This window comes from Pseudomonas grandcourensis, from assembly GCF_039909015.1.
In the GTDB taxonomy this organism is placed as follows: Bacteria; Pseudomonadota; Gammaproteobacteria; order Pseudomonadales; family Pseudomonadaceae; genus Aquipseudomonas; species Aquipseudomonas grandcourensis.
Genome location: NZ_CP150919.1, coordinates 3,005,433 through 3,019,154 on the forward strand (window position 1 = coordinate 3,005,433; position 13,722 = coordinate 3,019,154).

6 protein-coding genes are annotated in these 13,722 nt (G+C 60.5%); 3 read left to right on the top strand and 3 right to left on the bottom strand.

Features of this window, described 5'->3' with window-relative positions:
* Positions 1-885 precede the first annotated feature (885 nt).
* Both AABM52_RS13570 and AABM52_RS13575 read left to right on the top strand, forming a co-directional pair.
* Positions 886-1,938, top strand: coding sequence for a YCF48-related protein (locus AABM52_RS13570; protein ID WP_347912257.1), 1,053 nt, complete (start codon positions 886-888; stop codon positions 1,936-1,938).
* 28 nt (positions 1,939-1,966) lie between these two features.
* Positions 1,967-4,351: an RND family transporter gene (locus AABM52_RS13575; protein ID WP_347912258.1), complete on the top strand. Its 2,385-nt coding sequence runs from the start codon at positions 1,967-1,969 to the stop codon at positions 4,349-4,351.
* Between the two features lie 90 nt (positions 4,352-4,441).
* On the opposite strand, the gene AABM52_RS13580 is transcribed toward AABM52_RS13575, so the two are convergent.
* The 3 genes from AABM52_RS13580 to AABM52_RS13590 all read right to left on the bottom strand — a co-directional run bounded on the left by AABM52_RS13580 (position 4,442) and on the right by AABM52_RS13590 (position 12,109).
* Complete coding sequence (locus AABM52_RS13580; protein WP_347912259.1) at positions 4,442-9,196, bottom strand: DUF6543 domain-containing protein; 4,755 nt, start codon at positions 9,194-9,196, stop codon at positions 4,442-4,444.
* Between the two features lie 276 nt (positions 9,197-9,472).
* The gene (locus AABM52_RS13585) at positions 9,473-10,192 is read right to left on the bottom strand and encodes a FadR/GntR family transcriptional regulator (protein ID WP_046037183.1); all 720 of its coding nucleotides are present in this window, start codon (positions 10,190-10,192) and stop codon (positions 9,473-9,475) included.
* A 180-nt stretch (positions 10,193-10,372) separates the two neighbouring features.
* A complete protein-coding gene (locus AABM52_RS13590) occupies positions 10,373-12,109 on the bottom strand; it encodes an IlvD/Edd family dehydratase (RefSeq protein WP_347912260.1) in 1,737 nt (578 codons plus the stop codon).
* A gap of 194 nt (positions 12,110-12,303) precedes the next feature.
* Between AABM52_RS13590 and AABM52_RS13595 the strand changes: the two genes are divergently transcribed.
* Positions 12,304-13,611 carry an MFS transporter gene (locus AABM52_RS13595; RefSeq protein WP_347912261.1) on the top strand — a complete coding sequence of 436 codons (1,308 nt, stop codon included), beginning with the start codon at positions 12,304-12,306 and terminating at the stop codon, positions 13,609-13,611.
* Positions 13,612-13,722 lie beyond the last annotated feature (111 nt).

Genomic DNA, 13,722 nt, shown 5'->3' on the forward strand with positions numbered 1-13,722 from the left:
AACACCTCCACTCAGCCTTCCGAGGGGGCGGGTGGATCAAGATCAAAAGCTGCAGGCGAGCTAACGCTCGGCCTGATGAGTGGTGAGGAGCGACGCGGTGGTGTGGGCTGCTCTGCCTTTGCTCTTCTGTGGGAGCAGGCTTGGTCCGGGCGGCGTTCCGACGATGGCGGCCTGACAGCCAACTGAGTCTCATCTGGTTGCACCCAATTTTTCAGAAACCCCTATCTGCTTTGGCTTTGGCTTTGGCTTTGGCTTTGGCTTTTGATCTTGATCTTGATCTGGCTTTTGATCTTTTGCCCCTTCGGCAGGCCGAGCGTAGGTGTTCATCAGGGGGTTAGGCGCGTAGCGCCGTTCGACGAAGTCGAACACATCGAGAGGAGGTCGTCGCGAAGCAGACCGGAGGCGATGCCCCCTGATGGACACCGTAGCGAGGGAACACCGAGCCTTGGCGAGGTGCCGTACGTCGGGGCAAAGCCTTTTGCTTACTTTTCGGCGTTTGGAAAAGTGAGTCGCTGTAAGAGCGAAACCGTCAGTAGCCGTTACCGCAGCAATGGATATGTACACCGATTGGATAAGCAGCCGTTACCGCAGTAACGGATATGTACACCGAACACCGAACACCGAACACCGAACACAACCACCATACCCGCAATCACCCCACCTGATACCCAACCATTCAGAACACCCCCCCATCCCCCCGGTTAACAAAAGATAACGTGGCGTCGATTGTCAGACATTAAAAAACACCGATAGGATAGGCCAGCTTCCGAAGGGGCTCTGGATTGCGGGTTTCAGGACTATGCTCTGAAACAGCCGGTCCAGACACGCACCCTTGCGGCGCCCAGAAAGGTTGAACGACCTAACAATAATAATGGGAGAAGGTCTATGAGTGAGCCTGTCATGGGTGTGGGTACCTGCCGCCCGCCGGCATTACGCAAATTCGCGTTGCTGGCCACAGCGCTCTCGCTGTTGGGCTCTGCCATGCTGTCGGCACCTGCGCTGGCCGCGGCGGCGCCAGCATCCGATGTTGTTTATTCCATTGAATCCGCCAAGGCTGCCAAAAGCCTGATGCTCGATGTCGTCCACGCCGGCAAGCGCCTGGTGGCGGTTGGGGATCGTGGGCACATCCTGTATTCCGATGACCAGGGCGCCACCTGGACCCAGGCCAAGGTCCCGACCCGGGCCCTGCTGACGTCGGTGTTTTTCGTCGATGACAAGCACGGTTGGGCCGTCGGTCATGACGCGCAGATCCTCGCCAGCGAGGACGGCGGCGCGACCTGGACCAAGCAGTTCGAAGATTTGAAACGCGAATCGCCGCTGCTCGATGTCTGGTTCAAGGACGCCGACAGCGGCTTTGCCGTGGGCGCTTATGGCTCGCTGATGGAAACCACCGACGGTGGCAAGCATTGGGAAGACGCCAGCGACCGCCTCGACAACGAAGACCAGTACCACCTGAACGCGATCGCCGCGGTCAAGGACGCCGGGCTGTTCATTGTCGGCGAGCAGGGCAGCATGTTCCGTTCCGCGGACTGGGGTCAGACCTGGGAGAAACTCGAAGGTCCGTACGAAGGCTCGCTGTTCGGCGTAATCGGCACGGCGCAGCCCAATACGCTGCTGGCCTACGGCCTGCGCGGCAACCTTTACCGTTCCACGGATTTCGGCACCACCTGGGACCAGGTCGAGCTCAAGGCTGAACGTGGCGACCTGGAGTTCGGGCTGTCCGGCGGCACGCTGCTCGACGACGGTTCCATCGTGATCGTCGGCAACGGCGGTTCGGTGATTCGCAGCAGCGACAATGGCGAAACCTTCAAGGTGGTCAACCGTCCGGACCGTATTTCGGTCTCGGCAGTGACTGCGGCAGGCAATGGCAATCTGGTTCTGGCCGGGCAGGGCGGCGTTCGCGTCACTTCGCCGAACGGCACCGAGTCGGGCAAATGAGCCGGGTTAATAATAAGAAGGCGGAGCTATGACTTCCTTGAGTACTCATCACCAGGACAAGGCGACGTTCCTCGAGCGCCTGATCTTCAACAACCGCCCGGCAGTGATCACGATCTGCCTGTTGGTCAGTATTTTCCTGTTCTGGCAGGCGACGCTGATTCGTCCGTCCACCAGTTTCGAGAAAATGATCCCGCTGGAGCATCCCTTCATCCAGAAGATGATGGAGCACCGCAACGATCTGGCGAACCTGGGCAACACCGTGCGGATCTCGGTGGAAGCCACCGATGGCGACATCTTCTCCAAGGAGTACATGGAGACCCTGCGTCAGATCAACGACGAGGTGTTCTACATCTCCGGTGTCGACCGTTCCGGCCTCAAGTCGCTGTGGAGCCCGAGCGTTCGCTGGACCGAAGTGACCGAAGAGGGCTTCGCCGGCGGCGAAGTGATTCCGCAGAGCTACAACGGCTCCCAGGCCAGCCTCGATTTGCTGCGCAACAACGTGCTCAAGTCCGGTCAGGTCGGGCGGTTGGTGTCCAACGATTTCAAGTCGAGCATCGTCGACATTCCGCTGCTGGAGTCCTACCCGGACCCGCAGGACCAGGGCAAGCTGCTGGCGCTGGATTATCGCCAGTTCTCCCACGAGCTTGAGGACAAGATCCGCACCAAGTTCGAAGCGCAGAACCCGAACGTGAAGATCCACATCGTCGGTTTCGCCAAGAAAGTCGGTGACCTGATCGATGGCCTGGTGATGGTGGTGATGTTCTTCGGCATCGCCTTCGTCATCACCCTGATCCTCCTGCTGTGGTTCACCAACTGCCTGCGCAGTACCGTCGCCGTTTTAAGCACGACGCTGGTGGCGGTGGTCTGGCAACTGGGCTTGATGCACTTCTTCGGCTTCGGGCTCGACCCCTATTCGATGCTGGTGCCGTTCCTGATCTTCGCCATCGGTATTTCCCACGGCGTGCAGAAGATCAACGGGATCGCCCTGCAATCGAGTGAAGCGGACAATGCCCTGACGGCGGCGCGTCGCACCTTCCGTCAATTGTTCCTGCCGGGGATGATCGCGATCCTCGCCGATGCCGTGGGTTTCATCACGTTGCTGATCATCGATATCGGTGTGATCCGTGAACTGGCCATCGGCGCCTCCATCGGTGTGGCGGTGATCGTGTTCACCAACCTGATCCTGCTGCCGGTGGCGATTTCCTATGTCGGCATCAGCAAACGTGCTGTCGAGCGCAGCAAGAAAGACGCGGTGCGCGAACACCCGTTCTGGCGCCTGCTGTCGAACTTTGCCAGCGCCAAAGTCGCACCGGTTTCCATCCTGCTGGCACTGATCGCCTTTGGCGGCGGCCTGTGGTACAGCCAGAACCTGAAAATCGGCGACCTCGACCAGGGTGCCCCGGAGCTGCGTCCGGACTCGCGCTACAACAAGGACAACAACTTCATCATCAACAACTACTCCACCAGCTCCGATGTGTTGGTGGTGATGGTCAAGACCAAGGCCGAAGGCTGCTCGCGCTACGAAGCCATGGGGCCGATCGACGAGCTGATGTGGAAGATGCAGAACACCGAGGGCGTGCAGTCGGCGATTTCCCTGGTGACCGTGTCCAAGCAAATGATCAAGGGCATGAACGAGGGCAACCTGAAATGGGAAACCCTGTCGCGTAACCCTGATGTGCTGAACAACTCCATTGCCCGCGCTGACGGCCTGTACAACAACAGCTGTTCCCTGGCGCCGGTGCTGGTGTTCCTCAACGATCACAAGGCCGAGACCCTGGATCGTGCGGTGCATGCAGTGCAGGAGTTCGCCAAGGAGAACAACAAGGAAGGCCTGGAGTTCATCCTCGCGGCCGGTAACGCCGGGATCGAGGCGGCCACCAACGAGGTGATCAAGAAGTCCGAGCTGACCATCCTGATCCTGGTGTACATCTGCGTGGCGGTCATGTGCATGATCACCTTCCGTTCGTGGGCGGCGACCTTGTGCATCGTGCTGCCGCTGGTGCTGACCTCGGTACTCGGCAACGCTCTGATGGCCTTCATGGGCATCGGCGTGAAAGTCGCGACCCTGCCGGTCGTGGCGCTCGGGGTGGGGATTGGTGTGGACTACGGCATCTACATCTACAGCCGCCTGGAAAGTTTCCTGCGTGCCGGCCTGCCGCTGCAAGAGGCGTACTACCAGACGCTGAAGTCCACCGGCAAGGCGGTGCTGTTCACCGGTCTGTGCCTGGCCATCGGTGTGTGCACCTGGATCTTCTCGGCCATCAAGTTCCAGGCCGACATGGGCCTGATGCTGACCTTCATGCTGCTGTGGAACATGTTCGGTGCGCTGTGGCTGTTGCCGGCACTGGCGCGGTTCCTGATCAAGCCGGAGAAACTGGCGGGGCAGAAGGGCAATTCGTTGTTCGCCCACTAACCGTTTCGTTGCCCTGACACCGAAAGCCGCGACCTGAAAAGGCGCGGCTTTCGGCGTTTCTGGCGGCGTACTTTACGGTTGGCGAATCAACTACCGAACAGGCAACAGGTCCAGAAACAACCTTTGATCCCGTGGTGGGGTAATGGGGCTGTAGAGGTCGCGGATGATCACCTTGTTGTCCGGCCCGGCCTGGGCAATCAGATCCTTGAGGGTCATGAAGCGATGTTCGGGACGTTTGAGGTGGGCGATGGTGTAGGTCGAGGGCGCGCTGTTCGCCTGGGCGTAGTGGAAATGCGCGTACCACAGCACCCTGTCCGAGTTTTTCTCCCGAATGGCGAACTCCGTCAAATAGTCTTTGGCAGCCGTCCGCTTGAGTGCCTGTACCAGCCCGATGTCCACCGCCTGACGATCGCGAAGGTACTCGATGCTTTCCTGTCGGGGACGTTGGACCTTGTATCCCTCGATGCAATGTTGCTGGCCTTTGAGCCGGGTTTCGCTGGCGGTGTTGCGCAATGATTCAAGCACGTTGTCGATTTGCGGGTTGACTGGCTGGGCGTGCTCCAGTTCGCGGGCCAGCGTTTCGATCCGTTCGGCCTGGTGTTCCAGCATATCGCTCCAGTCGCGGGGGTTGAGTTCATCCCGTCGTTGCGGATCATTGAGCTTTCTTTTCTGAAATTCGATTGAACGTTCAATGGCCGGGATTTCGTCGATCAGTCGCTGCCCCTCCGTGCGCAGCGCGGCAACAGTACGCGGTTGCGCGGCGTGCACAGGCCGCACCGGCGCGGCTTCGACAATTTTGACCCATCCCTCATTGGGGTGCTCCATGAACCGTCCACTGACCTGGAGGGTGACCGGGTTTCGGGTGACGATTGTCGGAAACGGCATGCCTGCGCTCGCCGGTTCGAGCTCTCCCACCAAGGCGCCGTTATCCCGTGACTTGAACACCCGTTTGGTCTTCGACGGTGCTTTGACGGGTGTGAAGGCGACGGGCAATATCGGCAGAAATTCGTCCTCGCGCAACAGATCGGCCAGTTCGCTCTCGGCACTGTCCCGTGCGATCTCCAGACGCCCCATCAGCAGCGCCATATAGCGGGGGCGGATCAACGGCGACTCAAGCTCCAGCAGTGAGGTGTTGATTTGCAGGCGTCTTTTGTAGTGCCTGATCAGGTTGATCAGGACGTCCTTTCGCTCTTGGGAGGTAAAACCATCCGTGCTCAGCAGTTCCAGATGGGAGTCTTCGAGCGCTGACATGGCACCCAGACGGTCTTCATGAACCTTGAGAAAGTACTGCTCCTGCGGGGTTTTCGCCTCGACGGTGGTGTCGATGCTCAAGATGTTGAGTACGTCGAGCGACTCGAGGATGGCGGTGACCCGGTTGGAAAACCTTCGGTCAGGATGGCTTTTGAGGTATTTCAGGCGTTGTGCCGGCCCGGTCTTGAAGTCCTGCGCAAGCTCTGTCAGAACCCCGTCCTGTGTAATGATTGCCTGGGCATGTCGCTCTGAGGCGGCAAAAAGGGTTTGCAGAAGGTCGTACATGCGCTGGGCGGATTCGATGTCATTGCTGTTGTGTTGCAACTCGATCAGCGACTCGCCTTGCTCGGAAACGAAACTGGCCAGGTAGAGGGTCGCCAGCCGATAGATCCTCAGTCCGTAGGAGGACAGGATCGCCGTGTACTCACCGGTCGCTTTTCCTTCGAACTCGAAGCGCACGTCAACGTCCTTGAGTTGTCGATAGGCCTGGATCAAATCGCGACGGGCCTGGATCAACTGATCGACAATGACCTGATCTCTTTCCTGCAATACCTGGAAATTCAGCCGGCTGCGGGATCGCGCAATGGCCTTGAGCCGATGGTCTTCGATAAGGGCCCGGTCCTCGGGCGATGCGCGAAGTCGTATGCGGGCGGTTTCCAGTTCGTTGTCGGCGCTGTCGTAGGCGATTCTTGCGGCTTCCAGTTGCCGGTCCATATCCTTTGCCTGTCTTGCCAGCGTCGATACGGTCCCGCCGATTTGGTTGACCTCAACGGTGGCTTGCTCACGTTTCCTGTCTATTTCCGCCAGTTTGGCTTTGAGTCGATTCTTGGGGCCTCCGCCCTGCAGCTTCAGACCCGTGTCCAGCGACCAGCTGCCTTGTCCGTCGGTCTTGAGCTTGAAGCCGGGATGGAGCGGTTTTTCGGGGTGAATGATGTAAACGTCGCCGAACCCTGGAACGATACTGACCTTGAACAGCAATCCTCCCAGTGAGGCATGCCATTGATGCTCGATACGGTACAGCCCTTTTAACATGCCGATTTCAATGGGGGTGGGAACCGGGACGGGCCAGGCGACCTTGAGTTCGAGCAATGCATTCAACAGCCGCTGGCTTGAGGAATCCCTGGCGGTAGAGTGAATGAAATCGATGTGCGTGTGATCAGCGGCCGGCGGTTCTGCGGGCAAGCCGACCACACCTTGCTCGATGACGGCCGTCGGCGGAGCGACATCCTGGGGTGGACGACGCAGGCGGGCGAGGCGCGCTGGCAGCTCTGCCGGCCGGGGTGCGGGTGTCAAAAGCCCGGGCGGATGGGGTTGGGGCGACACATGCAACAGGATCAACCCGACATTGAGCAGCAGATCGACCCAGGCCAGTTCCCGGGCTGTCGGGTCATTACTGTGCAGCGCCGTCACATCGCTTTTCAGGGCGACGGCCAGCTGCAGCATCCAGCCAGCCAGCATCGCCGGGCCACGAAGCACTGGCAGGAGCAAGGCGTTGAACAGCAACCAGCCGCCCTCGCGCACGATGGCCCAGCGGTTTTCGGCGTTGGAAACCGATTCTCTGTCAGCCAGGTCAATGAGCGCCCGTGCGTTGCTGGCGTAGAGGTACTGCGTCAGATTCCCGGTGGCCAGCGCCTGTACCAGCGAACCAGGTACTTCTTCGGTGCTGGAGCCCTGAGCCAACTGCGCGGGCTCCGGTTTTTCCCAACGGACGGTGTCGTCTCCCGTGCCGAAACGAAGGATATGGGGGCTGTTGAACCCGTCATTGCTGTAGATCGGCCTGGCCCTGTCCGGCAGCCAGCTCAGTACGCTGTCTTGCAGGGGGCCGGCATGTGCAATGGCGTTGAACAAGGCTTCACGGCTTGGGAACTGCTGCAAGGCGTCCTGGTATACGGGCCGATAAAGGATGTGCGGGCCGATGCCGGTGTCGCGCGGTTCAATGATGAACATGTTGTCGACGACATCGGCGGCCGCGCCGGCCTTGCGGGTAAAGGCAAGCGCGCGGATGACGATGTCCCGGCCGTCGACGACGCGCTCGGGTGCATGGGTGTGCAAGACGGCCTTGATATAACGGTAGCCCTGGAAGCTCAGTCCGTGCTCGCCGCGGATCCTGTGTTCCAGCGCCTGAAGCGGCAGCTGTACCTTGAGCGCCTGGCTAAACTCGATTTCGCGACGTTGCGATTCGCTGTTGTCTTCGAGCAGCAGGGTTTTGAGGGTGTTCGGGTAACGTTCGCCGATGTTCACTCGGCTGATAAGCCCTTCGGTGCTGCTGAACAGACCTTTTTCACCCAGGATGTAGTCGGCGGTCAGCCACGACGGGACGGCTTTTCCGGTCTTGTCCGTGATGGTCATGCTGCCCGAGGGCGTGGCGCTGAGGTTGTGGATGGCCAGTTCGGTCAGCGTCATGGGAACGCGGGTGATGAAGCCGCTGCCCAGATCACCGGCCGCCACCCGGAAATCGAGCAGCAGATCGCCAGGTTCGCAATCGGAATCTGGATGGTCCAGGCGCATCTGATCACGCAAGGCGTTGTTGGTGAAATCATGCAGGTTTTCGATGCCGTCGAGGAAGGACATGCCGCCTGTCTGTCGTTGCCATTGCGCCTGTTCGACCAGCAATTGACGATATTCGGCACGCTCGCTGTCGCTGGCGTCCTTGAGCCATTGGGGCAGGGTCGCGCGTATTTTTTCGACAGGTTGCTGGTCAGGCGCCGGAGCATGGCTGAAGCAAGGGGCCGGGTCGGTGCTGGCGGCGAAACGTTCTTCCAGTGCGCGAACCCCTTGGTCGGCGGGAAGCCGGATGGCGTCCAGGTTCTCCAGCTGACGCTCCAGCAGCAACGCCGCCTGAGTATCGAAGATATTTCCATCGGGCTCGGAACGCTTGATGACGATTATGTCGGCGATGAACTGGCGCTCCACCTCACGGCCCCAGGCCTGATTGAACGCTTCCATGCTGGGGTACGACTCCAGACGGCCTGAAACACGGTACAAAAAGACCTGGCTTCCTTGCACCACGAGCAGGTCCGGCGTGGTGAAGGACGTGCTTTCGCCATTGCGGATCAAGCAGGTTTCCAGGCAATAGGCATGCACAAAACCGTCAGGGTGGGGGATAGCCTGGCGCTCACGACGGTCGGGATATCGAGCCAGTTCGTAGAGTGCGGCCCGGTCATCTTTTTGAGCCTCGGGAAGAAGGCTTGCCGCACTGTTCAGACCGCTTGCCAGCAGGTCACCCAGCCATTGCCAGTGGCTGACTTTGGTGTCGTGCGCCTGGTTCCAGTAGGCCGTCAGGGCATCCTGAAACCGGGTGCCCAGAGTCAACGCCAATGACTGGATTTTTTCCTGGATAACGCCCATGTCGGGACGTTTCGGTCCTTGCGCTTCGTAGGTCAGACGCGAGGGCGCGCGGTTGGTGAGGAAGTGTACGCGTCCGTCAATTTCTGCCGTGAGATTCAGGGATGTGTTGTTGCCCAGATAGTCCAGGGCCACGTCGATCAATAGCTTGAGGTCCCATCCCCCGGTCTGGTTGGGTATGGCGAGCCGGGTGACATCCAGGTCCAGGGCCAGAGGCGGGTAGTGCTCCAGGATACTGGCTTGAAGCATTTGTCCGGCGACCTGGCGCAATGTCGGTCGGCTGGCGAATCGAAGGGCGACTGCTTGAGCGGGAGCGTCGCTGGTAGCGGGGCGTGTGGGTTGCCCCTGAGTCTCGTCTGGCGGGACGGCGGATTGATTCTGCATATCGGATACCGTTCTGTAGCGAAAGAAGTGTGGTTTCGCTGCCAGAATGGCGAGTTTATCGCAGGCGAGTGCGGTATCCGGCTACCACCGGAGTACTCGAAAAGTGTGCGGATCGTGCCTGGTGATCGGCCGATATATCGCTCAGGGCAGCTCGGAACCGAGTACGACATTCAGCGCGCTGCGGGCATCGTCCAGTTGCACCAGCGTCGCATGCCGCGCACCGAGGGCGTCGCGGTTTTCTATGGCGGTCAGGATTGCCTTGTGCCGGGGCAGCGCCAGTTCATGCAGGTTCGGCCGCTGGTTGGAATGTTTCAGGGCTTCGGCGATGGCCACAGAAAGCATGTTGCACAGGTTGGCCAGCAAGTCGTTGTGCGTGGCATCGGCGATGCGACTGTGGAAGTCCAGGTCCGGCTGCAACAACGCTTCCGGCGTCGGCGCGGCTTCCATGCGCTGGTAGGCCTCACCGATGGAGGCAATGTCCGCTTCCGTGGCGAATTGCGCGGCGAGGGCGGCAGCGGCCGGTTCGATGATGCTGCGCACGCTGGTCAGTAGGTCGAAAAACTGATTCTGCGGACTGCTTTGCATCAACCAGTGCAGCACGTCCGGATCAAGCATGTGCCAGTCCTTGCGCGGCTTGACCACGGTGCCGACCCGCGGGCGGGAATACACCAGGCCCTTGGCGACCAGCACCCGGGTGGCTTCACGCAGCACCGGCCGGCTGACCGCATACTCTTCGCACAACAGCGCTTCGGCGGGCAGTTTGTCGTCCGGCAGGAAACGTCCCGAGACGATCTGCATGCCCAGTTCCTGGACGATGCGCGAGTGCATGCTTTTGCGGTCGGAGGGTTTGCGGTAATCCATGGGAAACGGCGCGGTCCTGTGCGAATAGGTGTCGCGCATGATAGCAGGCGCGGACGGTGGGCGATCCAGCCCTTGAAAAGATCGCAGCCTTCGGCAGCTCCTACAGAGATCCGATTCACCACAATGAATGTGTCTGACCTGAATCCCGTAGGAGCTGCCGAAGGCTGCGATCTTTTGCTTTTAGTGGGAGTGACGCGGCACTTCAGCCCCGCGGCAACCGACCAGGAAGTCGAAGTCACAACCCTGGTCCGCTTGCAGCACATGCTCGATGTACAGCTGGCGATACCCACCGACGATCAGGTTCTGCGGCGGTTGCAGGTCAGCCATGCGCGCGGCCAGGTCGGCGTCCGGAATATCCAGGTGCAAGCGGCCGCTGGCGCAATCAAGTTCGATCCAGTCGCCTTCTTTCACTGCGGCCAGCGGTCCGCCGGCAGCGGCTTCCGGGGCGACGTGCAGCACAACAGTGCCATACGCCGTGCCGCTCATGCGCGCATCGGAAATACGCACCATGTCGGTCACGCCCTGGGCCAGCAGCTTGGCCGGCAGGCCCATGTTGCCCACTTCGGCCATGCCCGGATAACCCTTCGGCCCGCAGTTCTTCATCACCAGGATCGAGTTGGCATCCACGTCCAGTTCCGGATCGTTGATCCGTGCCTTGTACATGTCGAAGTTCTCGAACACCACTGCGCGGCCTCGATGCTGCATCAGTTCGGGCGTGGCGGCGGACGGCTTGAGCACGGCGCCCAGCGGGGCCAGGTTGCCGCGCAACACACAGATGCCGCCATCGGCGCGGATCGGGTTGTCGAGGGTGCGGATCACTTCGTCCTCGCCATAGATCGGCGCGTCCCTGGTGTTCTCGCCGATGGACTTGCCGTTGACGGTCAAGGCATTCGGGTTCGGGATCAGGTTGGCTTCGCCAAGGCGACGCAGCACGGCCGGCAAGCCACCGGCGTAATAGAACTCTTCCATCAGGAAGCGCCCGGACGGTTGCAGGTCGACGATGGTCGGCATGCCGCGACCGATGCGGGTCCAGTCATCCAGGTCCAACTCGACGCCAATGCGCCCGGCGATGGCCTTCAGGTGGATCACCGCATTGGTCGAACCGCCGATGGCTGCGTTGACGCGAATGGCGTTTTCGAAGGCTTCCCTGGTGAGGATCTTCGACAGTTTCAAGTCTTCGCGCACCATTTCCACGGCACGCATGCCGGACATGTGCGCCAACACATAACGGCGCGCATCCACGGCCGGGATCGCCGCGTTGTGGGGCAGGGAAGTGCCCAGTGCTTCGGCCATGCAGGCCATGGTCGAGGCGGTGCCCATGGTGTTGCAGGTGCCGGCCGAGCGGGACATGCCGCCCTCGGCCGCGAGGAAATCGTCGATGCTGATGGTGCCGGCCTTGACCTGTTCACTGAGCTGCCAGACCACGGTGCCGGAGCCGATGTCCTTACCCTTGTGCTTGCCGTTGAGCATCGGCCCGCCGGTGACGACGATGGCCGGTACGTCACAACTGGCGGCGCCCATCAGCAAGGCCGGGGTGGTTTTGTCGCAACCGGTCAGCAGCACCACGCCATCGATCGGGTTACCGCGAATGGCTTCTTCGACATCCATGCTCGCCAGGTTGCGGGTGAGCATGGCGGTAGGGCGCAGGTTCGATTCGCCGTTGGAGAACACCGGAAATTCCACCGGAAAGCCCCCGGCCTCGATCACCCCGCGTTTGACGTGCTCGGCAATCTGGCGGAAATGCGCGTTGCACGGGGTCAGTTCCGACCAGGTGTTGCAGATGCCGATGATCGGCTTGCCATGGAACTGGTGGTCGGCGATGCCCTGATTCTTCATCCAGCTGCGGTACATGAAGCCGTTCTTGTCGGCTGTGCCAAACCATTGGGCGGAGCGCAGGGTGGGTTTCTTATCAGACATGATCGGTTCTCTTATTGTATGACTATATTGTTCGAGCTGAGGCGTAACATAAGCTCAAATTCCGCGCTTTGGAAGTATTGTTGAGTAAATAGTATTACTATATAGTCCGCTCAAACGGAGGGATGGCCCTGGTGAATTTTTCGCGAGAGGCGTCCCCCGAGGTTCCATAAAAACAACAATCGGAGACCGATCTCATGAGCCAGGAACTGCGGCTTATCCGTCGCATCACGCTGAAACTGATTCCCTTCCTGATCCTGCTGTACCTGATCGCCTATGTGGACCGCTCCGCGGTGGGCTTCGCCAAATTGCACATGGGCGCCGACATCGGCCTGGGCGATGCCGCCTACGGTCTTGGCGCCGGGCTGTTCTTCATCGGCTACTTCCTGCTGGAAATCCCCAGCAACCTGATGCTCGACCGCTTCGGCGCACGGCGCTGGTTCGCGCGGATCATGGTTACCTGGGGCGCCATCACTATCGGCATGGCCTTCGTCCAGGGGCCGAGCAGCTTCTATGTGATGCGCTTTCTGCTCGGCGCCGCCGAGGCCGGGTTCTTCCCGGGCGTTCTGTACTACATCACCCAGTGGTTCCCGGTGCGCCATCGCGGCAAGATCCTCGGGTTGTTCATCCTGTCGCAACCCATTGCGATGATGATCACCGGCCCGGTGTCCGGTGGCTTGCTGGGCATGGACGGTGTGTTGGGGCTGCACGGCTGGCAGTGGCTGTTCATCGTCATTGGCTGCCCGGCGATCCTGCTGACCTGGCCGGTGCTGCGCTACCTGCCGGACGGCCCGCAGCAAGTGAAGTGGATGGACCAAGCGGAAAAGGACTGGCTGAACAGCGAGCTGAAAAAGGATCTGGATGCCTACGGCCAGACCCGTCACGGCAACCCGTTGCACGCCCTCAAGGACAAGCGCGTCCTGCTGCTGGCGCTGTTCTACCTGCCGGTGACCCTGAGCATCTATGGCCTGGGTCTGTGGCTGCCGACCCTGATCAAGCAGTTCGGCGGCAGCGACCTGGTGACCGGTTTTGTTTCGGCGGTGCCGTACATCTTCGGAATCGTCGGCCTGCTGATCATTCCGCGCAGTTCCGACCGCTTGAACGACCGCTATGGCCATCTCGCCGTGCTTTACGTACTGGGTGCGATTGGCCTGTTCCTCAGCGCCTGGCTGTCGGTGCCGATGCTGCAACTGGCGGCGCTGTGCCTGGTGGCGTTCGCACTGTTCTCCTGCACGGCGGTGTTCTGGACCTTGCCGGGCCGCTTCTTCGCCGGCGCCAGTGCGGCGGCGGGGATCGCCTTGATCAACTCGGTGGGCAACCTCGGCGGCTACCTCGGTCCATTCGTGATCGGCGCGTTGAAGGAATACACCGGCAACCTGGCTTCGGGCCTGTACTTCCTGTCGGGGGTGATGGTGTTCGGGTTGATTCTGACTGGCGTTGTCTATCGCCTGCTGGAACGCAAGCACGTCCTGCCAGCCGATCAATTTGCAGCAAGTGCACGCTAATCCAATGTAGGAGTGAGCCTGCTCGCGATAGCGTCGGCACATCCAATGTTGTCGGCGACTGATACATCGCTATCGCGAGCAGGCTCACTCCTACAGAGATCCGCGGTGTTT

Bases quoted from the DNA above. Each gene is read 5' to 3' on its own strand.
- AABM52_RS13570 (WP_347912257.1), top strand. From the start codon at position 886: ATGAGTGAGCCTGTCATGGGTGTGGGTACCTGCCGCCCGCCGGCATTA.
- AABM52_RS13575 (WP_347912258.1), top strand. From the start codon at position 1,967: ATGACTTCCTTGAGTACTCATCACCAGGACAAGGCGACGTTCCTCGAG.
- AABM52_RS13580 (WP_347912259.1), bottom strand. From the start codon at position 9,196: ATGCTTCAAGCCAGTATCCTGGAGCACTACCCGCCTCTGGCCCTGGAC.
- AABM52_RS13585 (WP_046037183.1), bottom strand. From the start codon at position 10,192: ATGGATTACCGCAAACCCTCCGACCGCAAAAGCATGCACTCGCGCATC.
- AABM52_RS13590 (WP_347912260.1), bottom strand. From the start codon at position 12,109: ATGTCTGATAAGAAACCCACCCTGCGCTCCGCCCAATGGTTTGGCACA.
- AABM52_RS13595 (WP_347912261.1), top strand. From the start codon at position 12,304: ATGAGCCAGGAACTGCGGCTTATCCGTCGCATCACGCTGAAACTGATT.